The sequence below is a fragment of the Pseudomonas sp. NPDC047961 genome, from assembly GCF_050272435.1.
GTDB lineage: Bacteria > Pseudomonadota > Gammaproteobacteria > Pseudomonadales > Pseudomonadaceae > Stutzerimonas.
The window spans coordinates 254,364-280,933 of the sequence record NZ_JBNNMD010000004.1; the positions used below are offsets into that span (position 1 = coordinate 254,364).

Consider the following 26,570-nt stretch of genomic DNA (forward strand, 5'->3'; position numbering starts at 1 on the left):
TCTGTTGTGGGGCCGTAACGATCATGTTGCCGATTTGTCGCCCTCATCAACAGCGGATATCGTTGGTGTCGAGCCTCGAATATTTCGATCAATCCAGGTCCCTATGATCCGCGAATTGAAAACCTTCCTTGCGATCGCCCGGTGCGGCAGCTTCGCCGCTGCAGGCTACAGAATCGGGCTGACCCAGTCTGCGGTCAGCGCCCAGATCAAGAATCTTGAGGAGGCGCTGGGCCTGCGCCTATTCGATCGAACGGGCCGATCGGCGTATCTCAATGCGGCGGGCCTGCGGGCGCTGCCGCTGGCCGAGCAGATCCTCGAGACGTTCAGCTTGATGGGACAACCGGAGTCGCTCGAAGACTACCGGGGCGAACTGCGAATCGGTGCCATCGGTACGGTACAGACCGGCCTTCTGCCGCGGGTGCTGCTCCGTCTGCTGAAACAGGCGCCGGGCGTCGCGCCAAAGCTGGTTCCCGGTGTCTCGTTGAATCTGTTATCGCAAGTCGATGCCGGCGAGATCGATCTGGCGATCATGATCCGACCGCCGTTTTCGCTGCCCAAGGAGCTCCATGCCGAGTTGGTTCAGCGCGAGCCGTTCGTGCTGATCACGCCGCTCGACGTGGCCGGTGATGACCCGTTGCAGCTCCTTGTCGAGCAGCCGTTTGTACGTTACGACCGCAGCTCCTTTGGCGGTCGGCAGGTGAGCCAGTTCTTGCGCAAATATCACCTGGATGTTCGCCCTGGCCTGGAACTCGACGAGTTGGATGCCATCGTCAAGATGGTCGCCTGCGGGCTGGGTGTAGCCCTGGTGCCAGAAGCCGGGTTATGGCTCGAAAGTACGCCGACCGTCCGCGTTCTCCGACTGGGCGGCGCAACCTTCTACCGGGAGCTGGTACTGATCGGCCGCCATAGCGCCCGGCAGCTGCCGGTGCAGCAGCTGTTTCACCGCTGTGTGCGTGAAGTGTTGGCGGAGCAGGGCAATCCGACTCTGGATTAGCGCGTCCGCTGAGAAAAAGCGCCCGCCAGCCACACCGAACGTCGGTTATAGACGCCTTGGCAGGGGGATATCGGGGCCGTGCACTACCCTTGATAGAGCGAGGATTCAACAATGGCTACGTATATCGGTCTAGCTCAGAACGGCGGCCAGCTCTATGGGTCCAAGTAGAAGCTCGCTTTACACACTTTTTGGATAACAGCATGGCCCAACCAGATCTGCAATCCCGGCTTGCTTTCACGCTGCAATCGGCTGGCTTGCTGGAGTGGTACGTCGAGCTGGACGATTCGCTGAACGATACCCAGGCGACGGTCGAGGCCGTCACCCATGCGCTCGATGCCTGTGCATTGGGCAGCACCTCGCTCACCGAATTTCTGGAGCACATCCATCCCGATGATCGCGATCCGGTCGCCGAGCACGTGGCTGTCGCCCTCTCGACCGGTGACGAGGTGCGCTTCGAATGCCGTGTTCTGGTCGGCGACAGCAGTGTGCAAATGGTCAGCGTGACCGGTCGCTCCACCGCTCATCCCGAGCTGCGGGCGCTGCACTTCGTCAGTCAGGACGTGACCGACTGCCGCCGCTCCGAGGCCATAGCCGAAGGGCAGATGCGCTCACTGGAGCTGGCGGTGGCCGGTGCGCCCTTGACCGAAGTGTTGGTTGAACTTACCCGCTCGGCCCAAAGGCAGTCGGCTGGGACCATTCGCGCAGCCATCATGCGCCTGGATGAGGATGGCAGGCTGCGATTCGTTGAAGCATCCAGCCTTCCTTCAGATTTCGTCGCTGCGCTCGATGCAATGGACGCAGGTTCGGATGAAACCACCTGCAGCGTGTCGGTACGCACCGGCAAGCCAAGTGTTGCCGTGGATATTGCCAGCGATCCTTACTGGGCCCGGCACCGGGACAAGGCGCTTGAGCACGGCCTACGCGCTTGCTGGTCCACACCCGTTCTTTCCGACCGCGGCGAGGTGATGGGCACCATTGCCTGTTACAGCAGCGTATACGCAGCGCCGTCGTCTTTGGAGCAAGAAGGAATCACCCTGCTCGCCAATACGGCGGCGCTGGTGGTGCAGCGCGATCGAGCCAACCGGGCACGGATCAAGGCCGAGCGAGAGATGGCAGCCAACGAGCGCCGCTTCAAGGGGCTGGTGAAGGCCACCAACAGTTTGGTCTGGTCGACCAGCCCCGAAGTGGACATCGTTGAGCTACAGCCCGACTGGAATGAGTTCACTGGCCAGACGTTCGAGCAATCGCGCGGGAAGGGCTGGCTCGAAGCCGTGCATCCAGAAGACCGCGCCGAGCTTGAATGCGTTCTGGAAGAAATGCGTTCGGTTTATAGCAACAAGCGCGCGGAATACCGCATCCGCCGGGCTGACGGCCAATATCGGCATATGACCGGTCACGCCGTGCCCATCTTCGATGACCACGGGAATATGAAGGAGTGGTCCGGCGGCTTGACTGACATCACGGACCGCAAGCAGGTCGAGCACCGACTGCACCACATGGCCACTCATGACTCGTTGACGGGGCTACCCAACCGAACCTATCTCAATGATCACCTGCGGGAACTGGTCAATTTCATCCCAGAAGGCCAGCAACTGATGATCATGCTGATCGACCTTGACCGCTTCAAGGAAGTGAACGACTCGATGGGGCATGGCTATGGCGACGTACTGTTGGTGCAGATCGCCCATCGGTTGCGCGAAGCGCTGCCGTCCGGCGATCTGGTGGCGCGCCTGGGCGGCGACGAGTTTGTGGTGGTGGCTCATCTACCTGACGGCGTGCGCTCGGCCGAGCGGCTGGCAGCTGATCTGCTGCGGGCGATCCAAGTGCCCTGCGATGTGCTCGGCACACGTTACTACCCCTCGGCATCGATGGGCATGTGTCTGTATCCGAACCCCGACACCAGCATTGACGAACTGCTGCAGCACGCCGATATCGCCATGTATCGCGCCAAGGATGCTGGCGGCACCGGAATGCAGTTCTTCTCGGCTGAGATGAGCATTGAGACCAAGAACCGCATGGCGCTCGAGCTCGATCTGCGCGAAGCGCTGGAGCGCAATGAATTCGTGCTGCATTACCAGCCGCGTATTTGCCTGGACGATGACATTCCATGCGGTGTAGAGGCGCTGATCCGCTGGAACCATCCAAGTAAGGGGCTGGTATCGCCAGCGGTGTTCATACCCATCGCCGAAACCACGGGGCTGATCTGCAAAATCGGCAACTGGGTGCTGCAGCAGGCGTGCAAAGACATCCAGCAATTGACCGAACGCATCGGTACCGAGCTGATGCTGTCGGTGAACGTGTCACCGGTGCAGCTCAAATCGCCGACGCTGTGCAGCGAAGTCAGCGGGGCATTGCAGACGGCCGGGATGGATACGCACCGTCTCGAACTGGAGCTGACCGAGTCCGGGTTGATCGAAGACACCGACGCTTCGCACCAGCTCCTGAGAAACCTGCGAACCATCGGCGTCAGGCTTGCAATCGATGATTTCGGCACCGGGTACGCCGGCATCGCCTATTTGCGCCAATATCCCATCGATGTTGTGAAGCTTGATCGGACCTTCCTTTGCCCAGCCGCGAAGGCTGATAACTGTCTCGATTTCATCAAGGCGGTGACCGAAATGTGCCATTCGCTTGGCATGCGCGTCGTGGCCGAAGGCGTAGAGGACGCCGATATGCTGCGGCAGCTGATGCGGTCGGCATGCGACGAGGCACAGGGTTACCTGTTCGCAAAGCCTATGCCGCTGGCCCAGCTGGGTGACTACATCATCGATCGTCGGGCAAGTTGAGCTCTTCGACGTTTGGACTGCGCTGAAGTCGCAACTCAATATTTGTCCGATTCAGATGCACGGTGTCTTCTGCCCGCACGGCCGGCTCTGTACCATTTGTCGACGCTATTACTCACCATGCTGGCCAAGCTGTCGTGGAGGCTGGCTGTGGGGCTCTTGCGCAATCAAGCACAGCATCGCCTTCAGCCTTGTGGCCGGCTTATCTATCGATTCTTCAAAGCAGAAGTTTGAGTGCTAAACGGACGCGAAGGGAAACCTCACCTGCTCCTAACTACCGGAAGAGCACCGACGTGACTGCTGACATTTCATCCGAGGCCAGGCGGCTATTGATTGGCACCGGCTGTGGCGTCGATTTCTCTCGCCTGGTCCAACTGCTGGACGAAGAGGGGTATGAACTCGCTTTCTGCTCCGATAGCGAGAGCCTGTTTCAACAATTGGATCACCGAGTGGGTGCGGTGATCGCCACCGATCGATTCCTCGCTTCGGCGATGGCGAGCGGGCCCGCCGTCACCGAGCAAGGTGACGGGGCGGACATCCCCTTTATTGTGGTCACAGATACGCAGAGCGAATCCCGCGCTGATTTTCTGGCAGTCAAGAAGCGGTTACCCGGGTGGGTAGCGGACCTGGTCATTCTCGAACAGCCAATCAGACCGGCAGCCCTGCTGAGCACCGTGGCGATGGCCTGGCGCTCTCGCCTCCGTCAGTTCGAGATTGCAGACCGTCTCGTGGAGCTCGCTGAGCAGCAAGCAACGCTTGAGAGCCTGGTCGAACACCTTCCGGTTGGCATCTGCCTGATCGATACAAACGGGACCACCGTGCTCAGCAATCCTACCTACGAGCGGTACGTCCCCAACCGAAGAATCCCATCCACTGATGGTCGGCATGCTCAGCGATGGGTGGGCCTCGATAGCCAGGGTCAACGGATCCCGCCGGATCGATTTGCAGGCGCCCGGGCTCTGCGCGGCGAAATGGTGGAAGGTGCTGACTTCCGCTACTACCCCGACGACGGGCCTGAGCTGTGGACACGCGTCAATGCGGTGCCGCTGTACGACAGCCAAGGGGAGATCCGAGGCGCCGCCTTGGTCGTCATTGATATAAATGCTGAAAAGCAGAACGAAGAAATGTTGCGCCGGTTCAACCATGATCTTGAGTTTCAGGTCAAGGTTCGTACCCGTGCGCTGGAAGACGCGTTAGAGAAACTGACGCTGGAAAGCCAAGAACGAGCCCGAACCGAAGACCAGCTGCGCCAATCCATGAAGATGGACGCGGTGGGCCAGCTCACCGGTGGCATCGCTCACGATTTCAACAACATGCTTACGGGTGTCATCGGCGCATTGGACCTGATGCGACTCCGTATAGGCCGGCAGCAATACGGTGATCTGGATCGTTACATGACGGCCGCCCATACGTCCGCCAGCCGAGCGGCAGCCTTGACCCAGCGCTTGTTGGCGTTCTCCCGTCGGCAGTCGCTCGAAGCCCGCACCGTTTCAGTGAATCCGCTGATCTTGTCGCTAAGCGACCTACTTAAACGGACGCTGACGGAGCGGATCAAGCTTGAGCTGCAGCTTGATGACGGTGCCGGCTTGGCATTAGTCGATCCCAACCAGCTTGAAAACGCCTTGTTGAACCTAAGCATCAATGCGCGTGATGCCATGCCAGATGGCGGCATTCTGGCGATTGCTACCAGCCGAGCCGATATCGACGAGGCAGAGGCTGCTCGTCTGGGTGGTCACAGGGGGCACTACGTCAGCATCAGGGTATCGGATACGGGGGTCGGTATTCCCGATCCTGTGTTGGGCAAGATATTCGAACCCTTCTTCACCACCAAACCCTTGGGGCAAGGCACCGGGTTGGGCCTGTCCATGGTCTACGGATTCGTTCAACAGAGCAGCGGTTTCGTCTCGGTGACCAGCGAGGAGGGGGCCGGTACCTCGATCACCTTGTACATACCCCTGGCGCAGTCGTCTGCAGTCGAGAATGGGGCGATCGCCGTGTCCGTGGATCTGACCTCCGGACGAGGGCAGACGATCCTTGTGGTGGAGGATGATGATTCGGTACGCCTGTTGCTCGCCGCCGCGCTGGAGGACTTCGGCTACCAGGTGCACCTCGCTGAAGATGGTCAGCAGGCGCTGAGTTTGCTCGATGGCTTGCGTACGCTGGACCTGTTGATAACCGACGTCGGGCTGCCCGGGCTGAACGGCCGCCAACTGGCCGAAATCATCCAGCAGAAACGGCCGGATCTGCCCGTTCTGTTCATCAGCGGTTACGCCGAAAACGCCGCGATTCGCTCGGAGTTTCTCGGGGCGGGCATGAGCATGATGACCAAGCCGTTCACGCTTGAGCATCTGGCTGAAACAGTATCAGCCGCCTTGGACGCACTGGCTGAAACGGGCGCTATTTGAGGGCGCAAGGCCAGGCCCTCCGGGCCGGCCTGTACGTGCGGGCTCGTCGAGCGCTTAGCGCACGCCCGCCGCATCGACACTTGCTGCCTGGGCATCGGCCAGAACCTGCTGGAACAGCAGCGGTGACATGGGGCGGCCGAGGTAGAAGCCCTGAGTCGCAGTGTGTTCGCCGGTGCTGATGCCAGTTGGTCGCATTACGGGACCTACGCTCTGCTGTTCTTTCTCATCGCTGTTCCTCGTCTATGCGCATGGGCGGCGTTGGGACAGGGAGCAGTGCGGCTGCTGAAATCAGCGCAGTCGATCAAACGTTTCAATCGGTGCATGGCGTTGTTGCTGCTGGTCTCTGCCTGGAGCAGCTTGCTTATCTGATCTCGGTCGGCAGCGGAACTTCAACCCGCCATCTTCGCGGCAAGGCCGGCGCGCTCTATCATGCGCCGCCGCTGCGCATGCGCTTTCGATGCAACTGTGGGGAACCAAAGCCCGAGGGTGCATGGTCGAAGCGCGTAGATAAGTGCCGGTTGCCACCGTCATTTTGCGTTCGACACCCTCGGCAGAACTCAGGGTTCTGCCTGAATCGACCTACTGATCTTCCAAAGGAACGACTGATGAGCCTCGACCTCAACGCAGGACGCCTCCCCGCCGAGCACACCTTGACCAATATTCCGCGGCTGATTTCTCGGTATTACAGCGAGCGCCCTGATCCATCCGATCCGGCGCAGCAAGTCGCTTTCGGCACCTCCGGCCACCGCGGCTCGTCACTGAAGAACAGCTTCAACGAGTGGCATATCCTGGCGACCACACAGGCGATCTGCGATTACCGTCGTGAGCAGGGCATCGACGGTCCGATCTTCGTCGGCATGGACACCCATGCGCTGTCCGAGCCGGCGTTCGTATCCGCCCTGGAAGTGTTGGCAGCCAACGGCGTCGAGACATGCATCGACGCCGGTTGCAGCGAAACCAATGGCGAGCCCGGATACACGCCGACGCCAGCCATCTCCAACGCCATCCTCGAATACAACGCCGGCCGCAGCGGCGGCCTGGCTGACGGCATCGTCATCACGCCGTCGCATAATCCGCCTGCCGACGGCGGCTTCAAGTACAACCCCACCAATGGCGGCCCGGCCGATACCGGTGTAACCAAGTGGATTCAGGAGCGCGCCAATGCGCTGCTGGTCGCCGGGCTCAAGGGCGTGCAGCGAATGGATTATTCGCAGGCCCTCAAAGCATCGACCACCCAACGCTTCGATTTCATCGAACATTACGTAGGCGGTCTGGAACAGGTGATCGACCTGGAGGCCATCCGCAACTCCGGCCTGAAGTTTGGCGTTGACCCACTCGGTGGGGCCGGCGTGCATTACTGGACGCGCATTGCCGAACGCTACGGCCTGCCGCTCGAAGTGCTCTCGACCCGAGTCGATCCAACCTTCCGCTTCATGCGCCTGGACTGGGACGGCAAGATCCGCATGGATTGCAGCTCGCCCCACGCCATGGCCGGTCTGATCGAGAACAAGGACCGCTTTGACGTCTCCTTCGCCTGCGACACCGACCATGACCGCCACGGCATCGTTGCGCGTTCGGTGGGGCTGCTGAACCCCAACCATTATCTGGCCGTTGCCATCGAATACCTCTTCACTCACCGCCCCGAGTGGAGCGCTGGGGCGGGCATCGGCAAGACCTTGGTGTCATCCTCGATGATCGACCGTGTCGCCAAGGGCATCGACCGCAAGGTGGTCGAGGTGCCGGTGGGCTTCAAGTGGTTCGTTGATGGCTTGATGGACGGCAGCCTGGGCTTCGGCGGTGAAGAATCCGCTGGTGCTTCTTTCCTGCGCAAGCAAGGCGGTGCGTGGTCCACCGACAAGGATGGTCTGATTCTCGGCCTGCTGGCTGCTGAGATCACCGCGGTGACCGGCAAGGATCCTGGCGAGCGCTACCAGGCGCTGACGGAGCGCTTCGGTTCCCCGGTCTATCAGCGCATCGATGCTGCCGCAGACCGCGAGCAGAAGGCCAAGCTCGGCAAGCTGTCCGCTTCGCAGGTCACCGCCAGCGAGCTGGCCGGCCAGCCAATCACCCAGATTCTCACCGAAGCGCCGGGCAACGGCGCCGCAATTGGCGGCCTCAAGGTCGTGACCGACAACGGCTGGTTTGCGGCGCGGCCGTCCGGTACCGAGGACGTCTACAAGATCTACGCGGAAAGCTTCGAGGGCGAGGCGCACCTCAAGCGCATCCAGGAAGAGGCCAAGGCGCTGGTGGATAGTGTGTTGGCAGGATGAAGGTCAGTTCGCGCAACTACTGCGATGGCGGTGATGCGTGCTGAAGTCGTGGACGGATCTGGCTGCGTGGAGGTTGGGTGAGATTGCAACCGGCGCCGACTGGCGGTGTGACCCTCCTCGTATTGGCGCGGCCAGGCAAACCTCTGGGTCGTTGTTGGCGCATAAACGTCCCAGGCCGTCGACAGGTCAGCCGGTGGTTGTGCTCGTGTGGCGCTAACCTCGACAATTGCAGACAGGTTGTCTAACCCGCCAGATCGTGGGGAACGGTCCGTCATCGTTATCAGATTGAGATAGGTATCGCGTTGAAAGACCTTACCCGTGAGGCGCTTGAGGCAGAAGTCGTGCGTCTGCGCACCGTCCTTGAGAACGCAGGGATCTGCGCGGAGCAACAGACGCGGCGCGACGTCCATCAGCCGGATTCCTGCTCGAGCTGCCAACCGGCAAGCGCGGCCGACCCGATGACGCTACAAGCACTGGCAGCAGAGCTCGCAGCCAGCCAGGCTGCGCTGACCAGTAGCGAAGCACGCCAACGCGCAGTGTTCGACAGCATCACCGAGCTCGCCATTGTCCTGACTGATCCAGCTGGAATCATTACCGACTGGAACCTGGGTGCCGAGCAGGTGATGGGGTGGAGCGCCACGGAAATGCTTGGCCAGAGCAGCGAGCGGATCTTCACGGTGACCGATCGAGCCACAGGCCGGGCCAAGCATGAGATGGAAGATGTGCTGCGTCGTGGGCGCGTGACAAACGAGCGCTGGCACTTGCGCAAAGACGGTCAACAATTCTGGGCATCGGAGGCGATGTCGCCACTGTATGGCCCAAATCACAGCCATCTTGGCTATATGAAGATCCTGCATGACCACACCAGCGAGCACATGGCAGGCCGCGCCATTGAGGAATCTCAGCAACGCTATCGTCTGGCTGCGAAAGCTACTAATGATGCCGTTTGGGACTGGGATCTGAACACCAATCATGTGCTCTGGAACGATGCACTGGAGCAGGCATACGGCTACCCACTTGCGGACGTCGACAGTTCTGGAGACTGGTGGATCGAGCGCATCCATGCAGAGGACCGCGCGCGCATCCACTCATCGATTCGCGCCGTTATCGATGGGAGCGGTACCACCTGGACGGGTGAATACCGCTTCCGGCGTCAGGACGGGACCTACGCCGAGGTGATCGACCGCGGCCAGGTTATCCGCAACGCCGAAGGTGAGGCCGTGCGTATGATCGGCGCGATGCTTGATCTGACCCGCATGCGCGCTGTGGAAATAGCGCTGCGCCAGAGTGAGGAGCGGTTCAAAACCATACTGGAGTCTATCGAAGCGGCGTTCGCGATCGTTCAGGTCAAGTTCGACGCGAACGACCAGCCCGTGGACTATCTGTTTGTTGAGGCCAACCCGGCGTTCGAGCGCCAGGCAGGCGTCGACCTGCGGGGCAAGTGGGTTACCGAATTCGCACCGGATCTGGAGCAATTCTGGTTCGAAACCTACGGCCACGTTGCAAAAACCGGGGAGCCGGCCAGTTTCGAAAACTACGCTGAAGCGTTCGAGCGTTGGTTCGACGTTCGGGCCGTTCGAGTCGGCGACCCCGCCGAGCGCCAGATTGCGATTCTCTTCAGCGATGTGACCCAGAGGCGACGTGCCGAAGAGCGCCTGCGTGTCAGTGAATCGCTTGCGCGAGAAAACGTCCAGCGCGTTCAGCTTGCCCTCGCGGCCGGCGCGATCATCGGAACCTGGAATTGGCATCTGCCTACCGACCGGTTCACGGTCGATGAAGGCTTCGCTGTCGCCTTTGGTCTTGACCCCGCCCTCGGCCGAGAAGGGCTCAGCCTTGAGCAGATAATCGCTACCGTGCACACCGAAGACCGGGAGGGGCTGAAGGCTGCGATAGCCGAAGCGATCTCCCGCGGTGGCGCCTACGCCCATCAGTACCGGGTACGGCGTGCTGATGGCAGGTATTACTGGATCGAAGCGAACGGACGTGTCGATCTCGCAGAAGACCGCACGCCTCACAATTTCCCAGGCGTACTGATTGACGTCGAACACCGGCGGTCCATCGAGGCGGAGCGTGACAGGGCCACCGCGGCGTTGAGAGCGCTCAATGAGACCTTGGAGCAACGCGTGGCCGAGCGGACGGCAGCGCTGATCCAGACCGAGGACAAGCTGCGACAGTCACAGAAAATGGAGGCTGTCGGTCAACTCACTGGGGGCCTTGCGCATGACTTCAACAACCTGCTCGCAGGAATTTCGGGCGCATTAGAGCTGATGAGTCTGCGGTTGTCCCAGGGGCGGTTTGACGATATCGATAGGTACATGGCGTCAGCTCAGGGGGCGGCGAAACGTGCCGCAGCCGTGACGCACCGTCTCCTGGCGTTTTCGCGGCGCCAGACGCTCGACCCACGGCCGATCGACGTAAATGTGCTGATGGAGGGTATGACGGAGCTGATCCAGCGCACGGTCGGCCCCGGTATTCGGGTTGAAACCGTCAGTGGCATGCACCTCTGGTCGGCGTCGGTCGATGCGAGCCAGCTCGAGAATGCCATCCTCAACCTGTGCATCAATTCACGTGATGCCATGCCGGACGGCGGGCGTATCACCATCGAGACGTCCAACCGATGGCTGGCGGGTGATATCGCTCGGGCATACGACCTTCCCGAGGGTCAGTATCTCTCGCTGAGCGTAGCGGACTCCGGAACGGGCATGACACCAGCCGTTATCGCCAAGGCGTTTGACCCCTTCTTCACCACCAAGCCGATCGGCCAGGGCACAGGCCTGGGGCTATCGATGATCTACGGATTTGCCAAGCAGTCCGGTGGCCAGGTTCGCATTGATTCAGAGAAGGGGCAGGGCACCCAGGTATCCATCTTCCTGCCGCGTTACATCGGTGAAGCGGCCGAAGCCGCAACCGTGCCGACGATGACGAATACCGTTCCCGGCGAGGCCCGCGGGACGATTCTGATCGTGGACGACGAACCGACCGTGCGTCTGCTCCTGATGGATGTTCTAGGTGACCTTGGCTACACGTTGATTGAGGCGGCTGACAGTGTCAGCGGGCTGAAAGTGTTGCAATCCGAAGTAAACATCGACTTGCTGATCACAGACGTCGGCCTGCCGGGGGGTATGAACGGACGACAGATGGCCGACGCGGGTCGGGAGATACGCACGGGCCTGAAGACCCTCTTCATTACAGGCTATGCAGAAAGCGCAGCGCTTGGAAACAACTCCCTGGGTGCGGGCATGCAGGTCCTGACGAAACCCTTCGCGATCGACACCCTTGCCATCCGCGTCCAGGAAATGCTGGCTTTGTAGGCATCAAGGAACGTCGCTAAGTCCCGCCTGGGGCTGCCTTGACCAAACATGGCCAGGCCGCCGGGGCCACCCTGAGTGGTGTGCCCGGCAGAAAACGGCATTACTTCTTGGTTGATCTGCAGAAACGCGGCCCGGTGAATCTCGAATCGGTCTGGCGGCGTTACGCGGCGCGGGCGGACGGGCATGGGTCCAGTCATCCGGACATATCGTCGTGAAGACAGTATGTCGAAATGGGCATGTACACGAATCTGTACATTAGCGTGATGCGCCGTTGTCCCGTCGGTCGTCCAGTCACCTCGGTTTGGCAGCTGTAAGTCAGCGAAACCAAGGCCTAGGAGCCATTTCTGCAGGCCGTGCCTGGATTGGCATGGCTTTCGCTCTGACAAAGTCTCTCTTTGCTCGTTGAAGCTGATGCATCCGAGCGAGGCGACAAGAACAACAAGGAAAACCGCAGATGACTCCTTCTTTCAGTTCTGGCCGTTGTGCCAGCCACTCGTCCAGCACCTTGCCTGTCAGATTCCCCGTAATGGTCTGTGAAGGTCGATTTGCTGGCAATCAACGCGTCGGTTTTGGCCGCGCTGTTCCAGTTGCGCAACCCGATCGGAGCACGCCATGACACTCAACGCTAAGACTGCTCTCGTGACGGGTTCGACCAGTGGTATCGGTCTGGGCATTGCCTGCAAGCTGGCCGAGGCCGGGGCCGACGTGATGCTCAACGGCTTCGGCGATGTTGATGCCGCCCTCGAACGCGTCTCGGCATACGGCACGCGCGTGCTGCATCATCCTGCCGACGTGTCCGATGTGGATCAGATCGCCGATTTGGTCAGCCGGACGGAGCGCGACCTCGGCTCGGTCGATGTGCTGGTCAACAATGCTGGCATCCAGCATGTCGCTCCCATCGAAACATTCCCCGTGGAGCGCTGGGACACCATCATTGCCATCAACCTGTCCTCGGCGTTTCACACCATGCGCCTCGCCTTGCCGGGCATGCGTGAGCGCAACTGGGGGCGGATCATCAACATCGCCTCGGTTCATGGCCTGGTGGCCTCGGCGCAGAAGGCCGCTTACGTGGCCGCCAAGCACGGCCTGGTCGGCCTGACCAAAACCGTGGCGTTGGAAACAGCTACCACAGGCATTACCTGTAACGCGCTCTGTCCTGGCTGGGTACTGACGCCGCTGGTGCAGCAGCAGATCGATAGCAAGGCCCAGGCCCACGGCGACCCGAGCCAGGCGACCCGTGAGCTGCTGATGGAAAAACAACCGTCGCTGGATTTCGTGACGCCGGAACAGCTGGGCGAGCTGGCCGTCTTCCTGTGCAGCGATGCTGCTCGCCAGGTCCGCGGCGTTGCGTGGAATGTCGACGGCGGCTGGCTGGCCCAATAGTCATTCGGGCCATCCATAGCCGCAGCGGGTGTGTCGTCTGCGGCTACCGGTGGCAAAACAGTTTGTTATTGCCCTGCCGATGGCGGGTTGCGACGGAGATGAACTAACGCGATGCGTTCACCGGCCCGACTCTGTCTTTCCTCGATCGCGAATGGCACGAACCCGAGCTTCGGATAGAGCAGCAGGCCCGCTGTGTTCAGGCTGAAACAGGAGATCTGCACCTGGGCGGCCGCAAATTTCGAGAAGGCAACCGCGCAAAGGTGGTCGACGAGGAAACCTGCAGCCCCGGACCTGCGCGCGTTCGGCGCAACGATAACGTTCCCGATTGAACAAACCCCACCCTGATCCCATCGGTAGAAGTTCGCGAATGCTACGGGCCTGCCTGATTGGACGACGACGGACGACTCGGCGCGTTGAGCGATCGCCTCGAGCAGTTGGCCCTCAGTGAGTGGGTAATGAGCTTTTGGAAAGCAATAGAAGAGTTCGGCTTCGTCCTGCGGCCATTCACAGATAGCCGGCAGATCTTCGTGGCAAACCGGGCGAATCGTAAATGTCATTCTTTGCGCATCCTGCGACAGTCAACGGTTCGTTACGTTAACGACGGACATCAGCCGCAGCAAGGCACCCATCATTGCTTACGAACTTCTAGCTATCGCGCTACCGTTCGCTCAGTCCATGTAACTGCAACTTCGAATACAGACTGGCTCGGGATATGCCCAGCTCCGTCGCGGCTCGGCGGCGGTTGCCTTTGCAGGCGAGCAGGGCGGTCTGCAAGGCGCGGCGCTCGGCCTGGGCGACGCTTTCGGCGAGACGTTGCAATGGTGCGTTGGGTTCCGGTGCCGGTTCAGCAAGCATCGGCTCACTGGGCATGGCGGCAGCCTGCGGCGCGGCGGTGGTCGTCGAGCCCAGCAGCGGCGAGAAATGGCGTGCTTCCAGCGGGCTGCCATCCGTGCTCAGCTGGGCGCGTTCCAGCAGATTGCCCAGCTCGCGTACGTTGCCCCGCCACGGCTGGTTGCACAGCAATGCGATGGCGCTCGGTGCAAGTTCCATGGGTGCCTGACCGGAGCGGTTGGCAATGTCGTCGAGCAGGTGTTCGATTACGGCTGGGATGTCAGCAGCGCGTTCGCGCAGCGGTGGCACCTGTAGCGCCAGCACGTTGAGCCGGTAGTAAAGGTCATCGCGGAACTCGCCCGCGGCGACCTTGGCTTCCAGGTCGATGTGCGTGGCAGCGATCACCCGCACATTCAGTGGCTTGACCTGGTTGGAGCCCAGCGGCTCGATTTCCTGTTCCTGCAGCACGCGCAACAGCTTGGCCTGCAGTGCCAACGGCAGGTCGCCGATTTCATCGAGGAAGAGGGTGCCGCCGTTCGCCACTTCGAACTTGCCGATGCGCGCTTTGCGATCAGCGCCTGTGAAGGCGCCGGGCGCAGTGCCGAACAACTCGGCTTCAACCAGCGTTTCCGGAATTGCCGCGACGTTGACTGCAACAAAAGGTCCATTGGCACGCGGCGACAGGTTGTGGATGCCCTGGGCCAACAGCTCCTTGCCTGTACCGGTCTCGCCACGGATCAGCACTGTGGCGTCCAGCTGGGCGGCACGCCGTGCTTGGCGTTTCACTTCGCTGGCGGCCGGGCTGGTGCCGATGAAGCCGGCGATGGTGTAGCGCGCTCGGCGAGCCTTGGCCAGTTCGTTCTGGGTGGCGACCAGCTGCGTCTGCAGCGTGGTGAACTTGGACATCAACGGCTTGAGATGTCGGGCGCGGTCGAACAGGACGAAACCCAGCGCGCCGACCAGGGTGCCGTCTTCGTCACGAAGCGGAATGCGAGTGACGACGAAATGCTCGCTGCCGAAGGCCATCAGGTCGAGCATGCTTGGCTGGCCGCTTTCCACTACCTCGCGCAAGCGGCTGGCGGGCAGCACCTCTTCGATTTCCTTGCCGAGTACGCTACGCGGGTCGCTGATGCCGATCTTCTCAGCGTACTTATCGTTGATCCAGACAATGCGTGCCTGGCGGTTGACCGCGATGGTGCCTTCGCATTGGGCATTGAGGTGGTCGAATAGCAGCGGCATGGCCACCGCACGGAAACGTTCTGGAGATACGCCGATGGTCAGGCCGTTGAGATCAAGGTCGTTGCGGGCGATTGCCATGGGTTCGAGCTGTCCGGTGAGGTTCGGCCGATTATGGAAGGCGCCGGCTGCCAGGGGCAAGGCAGCCGGTCCGGGCTCAGAGTCCGTACACCTCGTTGGGCAGCCATGTCGCCAATGGCGCGAAGAAGAAAACCAGTGCCAGGCCCAGCAGCTGGATCAGGATGTAGGGCATGACGCCGAGATAGACGTCCCGCGTGGTGACTTCCGGCGGGCAGACACCCTTGATATAGAACAACGCGAAGCCCACCGGCGGGGTAAGAAACGAGGTCTGCAGACACAGGGCGAAAAGCACGGCAAACCACAGCGGATCCACGCCCATGGAAAACAGCACCGGCGCAACCAGCGGCAGGATGATCAGGGTGATCTCCACCCAATCCAGGAAAAAGCCCAGCAAGAACGTGATGAACAGAACGGTCAGCAACACCCCAGTCTGGCCGAATGGCAGGCCGGTGAGTGCCGCGCGGATCACGTCATCGCCGCCCAGACCACGCAACACGGCGGCGAACACCGTGGCGCCGATGAAGATGCCGAAGATGAATGCTGAGGTGCGGCTCGTCTGGTAGAGCGCTTCCTTCAGCACCGCCATGTTCAACTTACGGCTGAGGGCGGCCATCAACACCGCGCCGAATGCGCCTACTGCAGAGGCCTCGGTGGTGGTGGCGATGCCGAAGAAGATCGAGCCCAGCACCGCCAAAATCAGCACGAAGGGTGGCACCACCGCCCAGAACACATCGATCAGCGCCTTTGCATCAAGCTTTTGGCGGTTGGCAGGAGCAGGCGCAAAGTCCTTCTTCAGCCACGACACCACAACGATGTAGAGGATGTACATCAGTGCCAGCATCATCCCGGGTATCAGCGCACCCATGAACAGTTTGCCCACTGAGGCTTCCGACGTACCGAGTCGGTCGGCCATCAAGACCAGCATGATGCTTGGTGGAATCAGAATGCCCAGGGTGCCAACCGAACAGGCGGTGCCGACGGCGAGACTCTTGTTGTACTTGGCCTGCAGCATCGGCCCAATCGAGAGCATGCCGAGCAGGGCCACCGAGGCGCCGACGATACCGGTGGATGCGGCCAGCAGGATGCCCACCAGCACGACCGTTACGGCGTAACCGCCACGCAACGGACCGAGTATGCGAACGAGGCTGTGCATCAGTCGCTCGGCGATGCCGGAGCGGTCAAGCATGATGCCCATAAAGATAAACAGCGGCAGAGCGACCATCAGCTCATTGGCGACGATGCCGTAGATGCGGGCGTCCAGAACGCCGATGGTACCGTCCCAGGTGAACCAGAGATCGGCGTCGAAGTGTTCGACCATCACGTGGCCGAGTACGGCGAACAGCAGCCCGATGCCGGCCAGCGACCAGGCAACGGGGAAGCCAAGCAGCAGCAGCCCCATAAAGGTGGCGAACATGCTGATGACGAGAATTTCTTCCAGACCCATGATTACGGCTACTCCATCAGGGCTGCGAATGGCCGCGGTCGCGGACATGCGTCGGGGCTACAAAGGCCCGCGGAAAATTGAACAGCAGCGTGCTGCAACGCGTGGCCCGTGAAAGCAGCGCCAGTGCTACTAGCGTCAGGCCTATGGGCAATACGCTTTTGAAAATGTAACGATGTGGCAGGCCGCTCGGCGCCTGCGAGCGCTCGTCATAGATGAAAGCCTGGTAGGCGAACGGCACCAGTGCGTCGACCATCAGCACCACGATCGGCAATGCCAGTATCAGGATCGCCAGCAGTTCGATGATGGCCTGGCTGCGCAGCGTGAATTTCTCACGCAGTACATCGACGCGGACATGGTCATCTCGCACTACGGCGTACGCCAGGGCGAGCATCAGGGCTGCACCGAACAGGTGCCAGGACAGTTCTTCCAGCGCGATCGAGCCGCGCGAGAGGACAAAGCGGCTGAACACGTTGGTCAACACGACCGCCAAAACCAATAGCCAAATCCATGCACTGGCTTCGCCGATGGCGACCAGTGCTTTGTCCAGCCACCAGGACAGCTTGTTGTGAGGCAATGCATCCGCTTGAGCGGCGGGCACGGCTTCGTTAGGGGAAACGGGATGAGCGGACACGGCCACCTCGGAGATCCGAAACCAGGGGAAGACACGGCACGCAGGCCGTGCCGCTAGAGCTTGTCAGGTCGGCCAGATTCTTCACCTGTTGTGCTAAGACTGCGTGACTGCGCTTCGGCAGTTGCCAACCGACCGCAGAGAACCTCAGCACACCAGGCCATACGTAACTAACAAGGCAACCCTAGCGGGCGCTAGGCTTTGATGAGTGGATCACTCGTACTTGTAATAATCGCGCGGCAAGTAGCCTTTGCCGTGCCAGATCGAGTGGTGCTTCATGAAGTCACGCTGGCTGGTCAGGACGCGATTGAACATTTCGTCCTTGGCCGCGATTTCATCGAGCACTTCGTTGGTCACGCGCTCCAGCTCACGCAGCACTTCTTCTGGCAACACCTGCGCTTTCACGCCCTGCTTTTCGTACTCGCGCAAGGCGGTCGGCTGGGCCCATTCGCTTTCGGCAAAACCTTTGAGGGTGGCCGATTCGCAACCCATCTCGATCAGCGCGCGGCTCTGTGGCTCAAGCTTGTCCCAGACGTCCTTGTTCACCAACAGGTGCGAAGTGGTCAGCGTCTGGTGCCAGCCGGGCATGATGTAGTTCTTGATGATCTGATCAAGGCCCAACATCTTGTCGATCGCCGGCTGCGAGAACTCGGTGGCGTCGATGGTCTTGCGCTCCAGGGCCTGATAGATCTCGCCACCAGGGATCATCGTGACCGAGGCGCCGAGTTTTTCCAGCACCTTGCCGCCGATGCCGGCAAAGCGGATACGCAGGCCGTCGAAGTCTTCCAGCTTCTCGACTGGCTTGGCGAACCAGCCGGCGCCTTCCGGGCCGATGATGCTGCAGAGCATCGGGTGGATGTTGCGCTCGGCATAGATTTCTTCCAGCAGTTTCTTGCCGTCACCCTCGTAGTACCAGGCCAGATAGGCTGGCGGCTCCATGTTGAACGGCGCGCCGGAGTACAGAGGCAGTGACGCGATGGTGCCCTGATCGTAGCCGATCCAGGTATAGCCAGCCGGGTACTTGCCGTTGCTGACCGCATCCATGATTTCGAATGGCGGCACCAGTTCGCCGGGCTCGTAATAGCGCAGCTGGATATCGCCGCCGGAAATGGCCTTGAGCGACTCGGACAGGTGTTTGATTGGAGTGGTTAGACCGACCAGGTGCGACGGGAAGGCCAACGGCACTTGCCAGCGGATCTTCTCGACAGCCATGGCGTCAGCGCTGATCAGGCTGGCGCTGAGAACGGTGGTGGCACCGATGGCGCAGGCGAGACGGGACAGCTTTTTGGATATCGACATTGCAGGTTTCCTTCTTTTTTTTGTTTTGGTAACCAGAGGCGCAGACCGGCATTCAGTCGGCCGGAAAGCAGGACGGGAGCAGCAGCGCTTTTTCGTCCCGCCAGGTGTTCTGGCGTCGTGCATGTATTACTTAGCAGGTTTTGTGCCCGACTGTTAGAAAACCTGGTAACCCGCGGGCCAGGGGCTTCTCGGGGTGCTGCCGAATTGACGGGTGTCCAATTGGCCGGACACTCACCAGGGTCGATAGGAGGGCTGTCCAGATCGTTGGACTGGTGTCTATTTATCTGGACGGTGACAACCGGTAAGCCAGCAGCAATCGCGACGCCATTTGGCGCGCAAGCTGACCGCGAACAATGACGATTCGGTGGGAGGCATCAGCTGCCAACGACGATGGATGCGGTTAGCCGAGCTCAGCCCGCATCCTTGTCCACGGTCGCTTTAAGGGCGGTGAGGCAGCGTTCCTCGGCGGTATCGAGTTCCAGCTGCATCTGCTGGATATCAAGCAGCTGTTGTTCGAGCTGTTGGCGGCGTTCGGCAATCATGCCGAGCATGATGTTCAGCTGTTTCTGATTGCCGGCCTTGGGGTCGTAGAGTTCGATCAGCGTCTTGCATTCGGCGAGGGAGAAGCCGATGCGCTTGCCGCGCAAGATGAGCTTCAGGGCAACACGATCCTTGGGGGTGTAGATGCGCTCCTGACCGCGCCGCTTCGGCGAGAGCATGCCTTGTTCTTCGTAGAAGCGTATGGCGCGGGTGGTGATATCGAGCTCGTTGGCCAAATCGGAAATGCTGTACGTCTGCTTTGCCATGAAGGTATCCAGTCCTGCCTATCCACCCACGGCTCGCGATGAGCCGGGCGCGCGTTTACTACGGTTTAAAGCGAGTCAAGGCTACACGCTGCGCTGGCCCGGTGCACAGTGGCACCTGGCCATATTGCGGCGCTCAGTGCTGGATTGTGCAGCCGGTGGCGTCTTGCATCTCCTCGAAGCTAACGCCGTCGGCCAGCTCCACCAGTTTCAAACCCTGCTCGGTAACATCCAGCACGCCCAGGTCGGTGATGATCCGGTCGACTACCCCGACGCCGGTGAGCGGCAGGTCGCACTGCTTGATGATCTTGTGCGCGCCCTTGGCGGTGTGCTCCATCAGCACGACAACACGCTTGACCCCGGCCACCAGATCCATCGCGCCGCCCATGCCCTTGACCATCTTGCCCGGGATCATCCAGTTCGCCAGGTCGCCTTTTTCGGAAACCTGCATGGCGCCGAGAATTGCCAGGTTGATATGGCCGCCGCGGATCATGCCGAAGCTCATGGCGTTGTCGAAAAAGGCACTGCCGGGCAGGGCGGTGACGGTCTGCTTGCCGGCGTTGATCAGATCCGGGTCGATCTCGTCCTCGGTGGGGAAGGGGCCGATGCCGAGCAGCCCATTCTCGCTCTGCAGCCAGACGTCCATGCCGTCCGGAATGTAGTTGGCGACGAGGGTTGGCAAGCCGATGCCGAGGTTGACGTAGAAGCCGTCCTGTAATTCCTGTGCGGCGCGTTGCGCCATCTGTTCGCGTGTCCAGGCCATGATCAGCTCCTCACCGTACGTTTTTCGATGCGCTTCTCAGCGTTCGGGTTGTGGATGATGCGCTGCACGTAGATGCCCGGCAGGTGAATCTGGTCGGCGTCCAGCTCGCCGGTTTCGACCAGATGATCGACCTCCACCACACAAACCTTACCGGCCATTGCGGCGAGCGGGTTGAAGTTGCGCGCGGTCTTGTTGAATACCAGATTGCCAGCCTTGTCGGCCTTGAAGGCTTTGACCAGCGATACATCGGCGGGCAGCGACTCTTCCATCACGTACCACTCACCGTTGAATTGGCGAGTTTCCTTGCCCTCGGCGATCAGCGTGCCGTATCCGGTGCGGGTGTAGAACGCCGGTATGCCCGAGCCTGCGGCGCGTAGCTTCTCGGCCAGAGTGCCTTGCGGCGTGAATTCGAGGTCGAGCTCGCCAGCCAGGTACTGACGCTCGAACTCCTTGTTCTCACCGACGTAGGAGGAAACCATTTTGCGCACCTGGCGCGTCTCGAGCAGCAGGCCGAGGCCGAAGCCGTCCACGCCGGCATTGTTGCTGATCACCGTAAGGTCTTTCTTGCCGGTGTCGCGCAGTGCTTCGATCAGCGCTTCGGGAATGCCGCACAGGCCGAAACCGCCAACGGCAAGTGTCATGCCGTCTTCGACCAAGCCGTCGAGTGCCTGCTGGGCGTTGGGGTAGATCTTGTTCATGGAGGCCTCTTGTTATTTGAGTGAGGGCGATGGCGTTGGGTTATTGCGCGGCCAGGCGCGCCCGAGCGACCCGCGATCCGTTGGGACGACCCAGTACGTCACTGATGCGTTGCCCTGCGGCGATCAGCATGTCCAGGTCAATCCCGGTCTCGATACCCAGGCCGTTAAGCATGTAGAGCACGTCTTCGCTGGCGACGTTGCCACTCGCGCCTTTGGCGTAGGGGCAGCCGCCGAGCCCGGCGACCGAACTGTCGAAGGTGCAAATGCCCTCTTGCAGGCTGGCATAGATGTTCGCCAGCGCCTGCCCATAGGTATCGTGGAAATGCCCGGCGAGTTTGTCACGTGGGACCTCGCGGCCAACGGCTTCGAACAGCTGACGGGTCTTGCCTGGGGTGCCGGTGCCGATGGTGTCGCCCAGCGATACCTCATAGCAGCCCATGGCGAACAGCTCATGCGCGACATGCGCGACACGCTTAGGGTCGACCTCGCCTTCGTAAGGGCAACCCAACACGCAAGAGACGTAGCCGCGTACCTGAATGCCGTTCTCACGCGCGGCGATCATCAGCGGGGCAAAGCGCGCCAGGCTCTCATCAATGGAGCAGTTGATGTTCTTCTGCGAAAACGCTTCCGAGGCGGCGCCAAACACGGCCACTTCGCTGACGCCGGCTTCGATGGCAGCTTCCAGCCCCTTCAGGTTCGGCGTCAACGCCGCGTAGGTCACGCCAGGCTTCTGCCTGATCTGAGCAAAGACGTCAGACGAGCCCGCCATTTGCGGCACCCACTTAGGCGACACGAAGCTGCCCACCTCGATATAGCGCACCCCGGCAGCACTCAGGTCGTCCACCAGGCGCACCTTGTCCGCGACGCTGATCGGCTGTTTTTCGTTCTGCAAGCCGTCTCGCGGGCCGACTTCAACCAGGCGAACCCGGCGTGGCATTTCAATGGTAGTGGTCATCGGTGTTCCTCATGACAAGTACGGGTGCCTTCCCGGTAAAAGGGGGGGTTGACCATCGGGTCATACGGAGACCCTCAACGCTCAAGTTCCGAACAGCGTGGCAGATAAGGTTAGAAGACCCGGCCCTTCCGGGGCACCACGTCCGAGAATCGCCATGCTACGCAAGTTGAAAATCTCCCATCGCACGCTGTTGTTCTTTGCGCTTGTCGCTGTGCTGCTGACTGCGCTTGGGTTGTTCAGTCTGATGCAGATGGCGGCTATACGTGCGGCGGGCAGCGAAATCGACTCCGACTGGATGCCAAGCCAGGCAGCCGCGGACGACATGGCGTTGCACTTCGCTCACGTACGGATCGAGTCCATGCGTCAGCTTGCCTTTCACGATGCCGAAACGCTTCGTAAGAGTGGTGAGCAAATCGCTGCGGCAATGAATGAGATCGGTCAGCTGATGGTTGGTTACGAAAGCCACATCTCCAACCCTGACGAGGCTCGCACATTTAGCGTGGTCAAAGAGGTATACGCGACCTATCCCAAGGCGCTTCAGGAACGGCAGCGCGTGATGGATGGCAACGCGAGCGCTGAACAAGTCGCCACGGCTAACGCGCGGGTTACCGAGCTGAGTCACCAGTTCGAGCAGGCCTTGTCGAAGCTTCGATCCTTCAACCAAGAGGGCGCTCACCATGCTGTAGAGGCGGCCACTGCCGTTTACCAGAAAGCTCAGATCGTGATCGCGTTGGTGATCCTCGTTGCGCTGATCTCCACCGTAGCGTTGGCCGTGTTGTTGACCGCCAGTATCGTGCGGCCCATGCGCCGGGCGGTCGCTGTTTCTAATCAGATTGCCAAAGGAGACCTGACGCATGACGTGCACGTCGATGGCCATGATGAAGCCACCGAGCTGCTGACCTCGCTGAGCGAAATGCAGACCAACCTGCGCGATATCATTGGCCAAATCAACGACTCGGCCCTTGTGCTGACGGCCTCGGCGGAAGAGATGAGCGCTGTCATGCTGGACAGTACCGAGGGCCTGCAGAGGCAGAACGACCAGATTGAACAGGCCGCCACGGCGGTGAATGAAATGACTTGTGCGGTCGAAGAGGTAGCCAGCAACGCGGTGTCTACCTCTGAAGCGTCGCGGGCGTCGAGCGAGTCGGCCCAGCAGGGACGCAAACAGCTTGAAGATGCCATCGCGTCGATCCAGGCGTTGGCGGACGACGTCGTCAGCGCTTCGGCACGTGCCGGCGATCTGGCCAATCAGACCCACAACATCACCCGAGTGCTGGATGTGATCCGCGCCGTGGCCGAACAAACCAACCTGCTCGCGCTCAACGCGGCTATTGAAGCTGCGCGCGCCGGCGATGCCGGTCGTGGATTCGCCGTTGTGGCGGACGAAGTGCGAGCGCTGGCGAAGCGCACCGGGGAGTCGACCCGCGAGATCGAGTCGATGATTGGCAGCATCCAGAACGGCACGACGCTGACGGTTGAAGCATTGCAACAAGGTGCCTCTCGCGCTCAGGGCACGCTCGATAAAGCCGAGGCTGCGGGGGTTGCGCTGGCGCGGATCGCCGAGACGGTGGCCGGAATCAACGAGCGCAACCTGGTTATCGCCAGCGCCTCTGAGGAGCAGGCGCAAGTCGCCCGTGAAATTGACCGGAACCTGGTCAGCATTCGCGACCTCTCGGTGCAAACGTCCGCTGGCGCCCAGCAGACCAGTGTGGCGACGCAGGAACTGTCGCGCCTGGCGGTGGGATTGAACGGACTGGTGCGCCGTTTCCGGATGTAGCCACGCGGCAACGTTGGTGCGTTGGTAGCGGCGAGGGGGATGCTTATCCAAGCCGCATTTGCGAGCAACCGCCTCTCTATCGCAGGCTTTTTTAACGTGGGTCGAGCGTGCACGTCGACCGCCACCGCGCGGCAAAACCGGCGGTCGCTGCCCGGTTTGCCGGCCGCCAGTAGCGGTCATTACTCAAGCTCCACCAGCGTCGTGCCTTCGCTGATCATTTCGCCTTCGGCGCAGTAGACGGCTTTTACCACGCCTGCTTCGGCGGCTCGGATGCTGTGCTCCATCTTCATCGCTTCAAGCACGACCAATGTGGCGCCGGCCTCGACGCTTTGCCCGGCCTCGACCAGCACACGAACGATGCTGCCGTTCATGGGCGCGGTGAGGCCGCCGTGGTGTTGGTGGCTGGCTTCGACGTCGGCGATGGGGTCGAATGCGGTGACGGCTTGCAGCTCGCCATTCCATTCCAGGTACAGGGTTTGGTCCTTGCGAATCACTTTGGGCGGGCGGCTGACATTTGAAGGGGAACGCTCGCTCGTGTTGGCGGCCGCATCGATGCGCACAAGGCGGCTTTCACCGTTGCATTGCAGATGCACGCCAGTTCGCGCCGGCATACCGAAACGCAGGCCGTCGCGCTTTGCCCAGGGCGAATGGATGTCGTCCTCGCGAATCTTCGCCGGTTCGGTCTGCACGAACAGCCCGCCCGCCTGCTGCCAGAAGTCATCCGGAAGTTCGCCGGGTGTGCGCATCAGCTCGGGTTCGTGGCGTGGGATGAAGCCCGTATCGAGCTCGGCGGCGGCAAAAGCCGGGTGACCGACCACACGGCGCAGGAAGGCAAGGTTGGTACGCACACCGCCAACGCAGGTTTCATCGAGCATCGCCAGCAAACGCAGGCGTGCTTCCTCACGATTCTCGCCCCAGGCGATTAGCTTGCCGAGCATCGGATCGTAGAAGGGTGATACCTGGTCGCCTTCGGCTACGCCGCTGTCGACGCGTCGACCCGGTCCAGCAGCGGATTCTCGGTACAGGTCCAGGGTGCCGGTGGCGGGGAGGAAATCATTGTCCGGGTCTTCGGCATACAGCCGCACTTCGATGGCGTGACCGTTGAGCGGCACCTGCTCCTGAGTAATCGGCAGCGGCTCGCCACGCGCGACACGGATCTGCCAGGCCACCAGATCCAGGCCGGTGATGGCTTCGGTCACGGGGTGTTCGACCTGCAGGCGGGTGTTCATCTCCATGAAGAAGAATTCACCCCGCGCGTCGAGCAAAAATTCCACCGTGCCGGCGCCCACATAGCCGATAGCTTGAGCCGCCTTGACCGCAGCTTCGCCCATGGCGCGACGCAGCTCGGGCGAAAGTCCTGGCGCGGGGGCTTCCTCGACGACCTTCTGGTGGCGGCGCTGGATCGAACAATCACGCTCGTTCAGGTACAGGCAGTTACCGTGTTGATCGGCAAAGACCTGAATCTCCACGTGGCGCGGTTTGAGGACGTATTTCTCAACCAGCATCCGCGAGTCGCCAAAGGACGACTGCGCCTCACGCTGAGCCGATTGCAGCGCTTCGGCCAGATCCGCTTCACGCTCGACCACCTTCATGCCTTTGCCGCCGCCGCCGGCGGTGGCCTTGAGCAGCACCGGGTAGCCAATCTTTTCTGCAGCGACGCGGAAGGTTTCCACGTCCTGCGCTTCGCCGTGATAGCCAGGCACGAGCGGCACGCCGGCTTTTTCCATCAGCGCCTTGGCGGCCGATTTGCTGCCCATGGCATCAATGGCCGAGGCGGGCGGGCCGAGGAAGATCAGGCCGGCATCCTCGATGGCGCGAGCGAAGCCCGCGTTCTCCGAGAGGAAGCCGTAGCCGGGATGGATCGCTTGTGCGCCGCTGGCTTTGGCGGCATCGATCAGCTTGTCGATCAAAAGGTAACTGTCGGCCGGCTTGGCGCCGCCGAGGTTTACACGAATGTCGGCCTCGCGGGCATGCCTCGCATCGTGGTCAATGGCGCTGTGCACGGCAACGGTGGTCAGGCCCATGGCCTTGGCGGTGCGCATCACGCGGCAGGCGATTTCGCCCCGGTTCGCGACCAGCAGGGTGGTTATCATTGTTCTGGCTCCTGCGTCCAATTCGGTTTGCGCTTTTCGAGAAAGGCATTGAGGCCTTCCTGTCCTTCGGGGCTGACCCTTATGCGCGCAATGGCGTTTTCGGTGTAGCGGCGTAGCGCGGGGCTCAGCGAAATACTGGCGGCTTCGCGCAACAGGTCCTTGCTGGCACGCATGGCTTGCGGGCTGTTAAGCAGCAGGTTGTCGAGCCAGCCGAGCAAGGCATCGTCCAGTTCGGCGGCGGCGTAGGTTTCTGACAACAGGCCGAGGTCGCGGGCGCGTTCGCCACTGAAGCGCTCGCCGGTCATGGCGTAGCGACGCGTGGCGCGTTCACCCATGGCCTTGACGACGAAGGGGCTGATGACTGCCGGCGCGAGGCCGATGCGCACTTCGGATAGGGAAAACAACGCATCGTGCGCACCGATGGCCATGTCGCAGCAGGCAACCAGCCCGACCGCACCACCGAAGGCTGCGCCTTGCACCACTGCCAGCGTGGGCAGCTTGAGGTGGTAGAGGCTGTACATCAGTTCGGCCAGCTCACGGGCGTCGGTGAGGTTGGCATCGAAATCCAGCTTCGCCGACTGTTGCATCCAGGCCAGATCCGCCCCGGCCGAAAAATGCTTGCCACGGCCGCGCAGCAGCAAGAAGCGCAGGCTCTTGTCCGCTTGCACCGCGTCGATTGCCAGAACCAGCTCGCGAATCATCTCGGCGTTGAAGGCGTTGTTCTTTTCCGGTCGGTTGAGCCATAGGGTGGCGAAGCCGCGCGGGTCTTTGTTCAATTCGATGGTCTGGAAATCGGTCATCTGCTTCTCCTGTACG

General features: G+C 61.2%; 18 protein-coding genes and 2 pseudogenes. 8 read left to right on the forward strand and 12 right to left on the reverse strand.

Annotated features, from left to right (window positions below; all coding sequences use genetic code 11):
• Window positions 1-103 precede the first annotated feature (103 nt).
• The 3 genes from ACQKIK_RS15555 (at window position 104) to ACQKIK_RS15565 (ending at window position 6,182) form a co-directional block, all read left to right on the forward strand.
• The gene (locus ACQKIK_RS15555) at window positions 104-994 is read left to right on the forward strand and encodes a LysR family transcriptional regulator (RefSeq protein ID WP_499136582.1); all 891 of its coding nucleotides are present in this window, start codon (window positions 104-106) and stop codon (window positions 992-994) included.
• Between the two features lie 200 nt (window positions 995-1,194).
• Window positions 1,195-3,780, forward strand: a complete 2,586-nt coding sequence (locus tag ACQKIK_RS15560; protein ID WP_499136583.1) for a bifunctional diguanylate cyclase/phosphodiesterase — start codon at window positions 1,195-1,197, stop codon at window positions 3,778-3,780.
• A gap of 290 nt (window positions 3,781-4,070) precedes the next feature.
• A complete protein-coding gene (locus tag ACQKIK_RS15565; RefSeq protein WP_499136584.1) occupies window positions 4,071-6,182 on the forward strand; it encodes a response regulator in 2,112 nt (703 codons plus the stop codon).
• Window positions 6,183-6,236: 54 nt separating this feature from the next.
• Here ACQKIK_RS15565 and ACQKIK_RS15570 read toward each other — a convergent pair whose 3' ends face one another.
• Window positions 6,237-6,377: a hypothetical protein gene (locus tag ACQKIK_RS15570; RefSeq protein ID WP_499136585.1), complete on the reverse strand. Its 141-nt coding sequence runs from the start codon at window positions 6,375-6,377 to the stop codon at window positions 6,237-6,239.
• A 410-nt stretch (window positions 6,378-6,787) separates the two neighbouring features.
• On the opposite strand from ACQKIK_RS15570, the gene pgm reads away from it, so the two are divergent.
• The 3 genes from pgm to ACQKIK_RS15585 all read left to right on the forward strand — a co-directional run bounded on the left by pgm (window position 6,788) and on the right by ACQKIK_RS15585 (window position 13,146).
• On the forward strand, window positions 6,788-8,452 hold the full coding sequence (gene pgm, locus ACQKIK_RS15575) for a phosphoglucomutase (alpha-D-glucose-1,6-bisphosphate-dependent) (protein ID WP_499136586.1): 1,665 nt from the start codon (window positions 6,788-6,790) through the stop codon (window positions 8,450-8,452).
• 302 nt (window positions 8,453-8,754) lie between these two features.
• Entirely contained in the window at window positions 8,755-11,763 is a 3,009-nt protein-coding gene (locus ACQKIK_RS15580; protein WP_499136587.1) for a PAS domain-containing hybrid sensor histidine kinase/response regulator, read from the forward strand.
• 612 nt (window positions 11,764-12,375) lie between these two features.
• Window positions 12,376-13,146, forward strand: a complete 771-nt coding sequence (locus ACQKIK_RS15585; RefSeq protein WP_127839423.1) for a 3-hydroxybutyrate dehydrogenase — start codon at window positions 12,376-12,378, stop codon at window positions 13,144-13,146.
• A 65-nt stretch (window positions 13,147-13,211) separates the two neighbouring features.
• Here the strand turns inward: ACQKIK_RS15585 and ACQKIK_RS15590 are convergent, their stop codons facing one another.
• The 9 genes from ACQKIK_RS15590 to ACQKIK_RS15630 all read right to left on the reverse strand — a co-directional run bounded on the left by ACQKIK_RS15590 (window position 13,212) and on the right by ACQKIK_RS15630 (window position 21,866).
• Window positions 13,212-13,703 carry a GNAT family N-acetyltransferase gene (locus ACQKIK_RS15590; protein ID WP_127839422.1) on the reverse strand — a complete coding sequence of 164 codons (492 nt, stop codon included), beginning with the start codon at window positions 13,701-13,703 and terminating at the stop codon, window positions 13,212-13,214.
• A 100-nt stretch (window positions 13,704-13,803) separates the two neighbouring features.
• Window positions 13,804-15,294 carry a sigma-54 interaction domain-containing protein gene (locus ACQKIK_RS15595; RefSeq protein ID WP_127840683.1) on the reverse strand — a complete coding sequence of 497 codons (1,491 nt, stop codon included), beginning with the start codon at window positions 15,292-15,294 and terminating at the stop codon, window positions 13,804-13,806.
• 76 nt (window positions 15,295-15,370) lie between these two features.
• Entirely contained in the window at window positions 15,371-16,738 is a 1,368-nt protein-coding gene (locus ACQKIK_RS15600; protein ID WP_046164356.1) for a TRAP transporter large permease, read from the reverse strand.
• Between the two features lie 16 nt (window positions 16,739-16,754).
• Complete coding sequence (locus tag ACQKIK_RS15605; RefSeq protein WP_045431760.1) at window positions 16,755-17,369, reverse strand: TRAP transporter small permease subunit; 615 nt, start codon at window positions 17,367-17,369, stop codon at window positions 16,755-16,757.
• Between the two features lie 210 nt (window positions 17,370-17,579).
• Window positions 17,580-18,665 carry a TRAP transporter substrate-binding protein gene (locus ACQKIK_RS15610; RefSeq protein WP_463308864.1) on the reverse strand — a complete coding sequence of 362 codons (1,086 nt, stop codon included), beginning with the start codon at window positions 18,663-18,665 and terminating at the stop codon, window positions 17,580-17,582.
• A 410-nt stretch (window positions 18,666-19,075) separates the two neighbouring features.
• Window positions 19,076-19,471, reverse strand: a complete 396-nt coding sequence (locus ACQKIK_RS15615; RefSeq protein WP_045426869.1) for a MerR family transcriptional regulator — start codon at window positions 19,469-19,471, stop codon at window positions 19,076-19,078.
• A gap of 133 nt (window positions 19,472-19,604) precedes the next feature.
• Window positions 19,605-20,231 carry a CoA transferase subunit B gene (locus tag ACQKIK_RS15620; RefSeq protein WP_045426872.1) on the reverse strand — a complete coding sequence of 209 codons (627 nt, stop codon included), beginning with the start codon at window positions 20,229-20,231 and terminating at the stop codon, window positions 19,605-19,607.
• 2 nt (window positions 20,232-20,233) lie between these two features.
• On the reverse strand, window positions 20,234-20,929 hold the full coding sequence (locus tag ACQKIK_RS15625) for a CoA transferase subunit A (protein WP_499136588.1): 696 nt from the start codon (window positions 20,927-20,929) through the stop codon (window positions 20,234-20,236).
• Window positions 20,930-20,969: 40 nt separating this feature from the next.
• Window positions 20,970-21,866, reverse strand: coding sequence for a hydroxymethylglutaryl-CoA lyase (locus ACQKIK_RS15630; protein ID WP_499136736.1), 897 nt, complete (start codon window positions 21,864-21,866; stop codon window positions 20,970-20,972).
• Window positions 21,867-22,038: 172 nt separating this feature from the next.
• Here ACQKIK_RS15630 and ACQKIK_RS15635 point away from each other — a divergent pair.
• A pseudogene (locus ACQKIK_RS15635) lies at window positions 22,039-22,806 on the forward strand (MCP four helix bundle domain-containing protein); the annotation flags it as partial.
• Between the two features lie 21 nt (window positions 22,807-22,827).
• Window positions 22,828-23,661, forward strand: a pseudogene (locus ACQKIK_RS15640) (methyl-accepting chemotaxis protein); the annotation flags it as partial.
• A 179-nt stretch (window positions 23,662-23,840) separates the two neighbouring features.
• Here ACQKIK_RS15640 and ACQKIK_RS15645 read toward each other — a convergent pair.
• Together ACQKIK_RS15645 and ACQKIK_RS15650 are read right to left on the reverse strand one after the other, a co-directional pair.
• Window positions 23,841-25,754 carry an acetyl/propionyl/methylcrotonyl-CoA carboxylase subunit alpha gene (locus ACQKIK_RS15645; protein WP_499136589.1) on the reverse strand — a complete coding sequence of 638 codons (1,914 nt, stop codon included), beginning with the start codon at window positions 25,752-25,754 and terminating at the stop codon, window positions 23,841-23,843.
• Window positions 25,751-26,554 (reverse strand): gamma-carboxygeranoyl-CoA hydratase, encoded by an 804-nt coding sequence (locus ACQKIK_RS15650; protein ID WP_045426884.1) that lies wholly within the window; start codon window positions 26,552-26,554, stop codon window positions 25,751-25,753. Before ACQKIK_RS15650 ends, ACQKIK_RS15645 begins: the two co-directional genes overlap by 4 nt.
• Between the last annotated feature and the right edge of the window lie 16 nt (window positions 26,555-26,570).

Bases quoted from the DNA above. Each gene is read 5' to 3' on its own strand.
- ACQKIK_RS15555 (WP_499136582.1), top strand. From the start codon at position 104: ATGATCCGCGAATTGAAAACCTTCCTTGCGATCGCCCGGTGCGGCAGC.
- ACQKIK_RS15560 (WP_499136583.1), top strand. From the start codon at position 1,195: ATGGCCCAACCAGATCTGCAATCCCGGCTTGCTTTCACGCTGCAATCG.
- ACQKIK_RS15570 (WP_499136585.1), bottom strand. From the start codon at position 6,377: ATGCGACCAACTGGCATCAGCACCGGCGAACACACTGCGACTCAGGGC.
- pgm (WP_499136586.1), top strand. From the start codon at position 6,788: ATGAGCCTCGACCTCAACGCAGGACGCCTCCCCGCCGAGCACACCTTG.
- ACQKIK_RS15585 (WP_127839423.1), top strand. From the start codon at position 12,376: ATGACACTCAACGCTAAGACTGCTCTCGTGACGGGTTCGACCAGTGGT.
- ACQKIK_RS15590 (WP_127839422.1), bottom strand. From the start codon at position 13,703: ATGACATTTACGATTCGCCCGGTTTGCCACGAAGATCTGCCGGCTATC.
- ACQKIK_RS15595 (WP_127840683.1), bottom strand. From the start codon at position 15,294: ATGGCAATCGCCCGCAACGACCTTGATCTCAACGGCCTGACCATCGGC.
- ACQKIK_RS15600 (WP_046164356.1), bottom strand. From the start codon at position 16,738: ATGGGTCTGGAAGAAATTCTCGTCATCAGCATGTTCGCCACCTTTATG.
- ACQKIK_RS15610 (WP_463308864.1), bottom strand. From the start codon at position 18,665: ATGTCGATATCCAAAAAGCTGTCCCGTCTCGCCTGCGCCATCGGTGCC.
- ACQKIK_RS15615 (WP_045426869.1), bottom strand. From the start codon at position 19,471: ATGGCAAAGCAGACGTACAGCATTTCCGATTTGGCCAACGAGCTCGAT.
- ACQKIK_RS15620 (WP_045426872.1), bottom strand. From the start codon at position 20,231: ATGGCCTGGACACGCGAACAGATGGCGCAACGCGCCGCACAGGAATTA.
- ACQKIK_RS15625 (WP_499136588.1), bottom strand. From the start codon at position 20,929: ATGAACAAGATCTACCCCAACGCCCAGCAGGCACTCGACGGCTTGGTC.
- ACQKIK_RS15630 (WP_499136736.1), bottom strand. From the start codon at position 21,866: ATGCCACGCCGGGTTCGCCTGGTTGAAGTCGGCCCGCGAGACGGCTTG.
- ACQKIK_RS15645 (WP_499136589.1), bottom strand. From the start codon at position 25,754: ATGATAACCACCCTGCTGGTCGCGAACCGGGGCGAAATCGCCTGCCGC.
- ACQKIK_RS15650 (WP_045426884.1), bottom strand. From the start codon at position 26,554: ATGACCGATTTCCAGACCATCGAATTGAACAAAGACCCGCGCGGCTTC.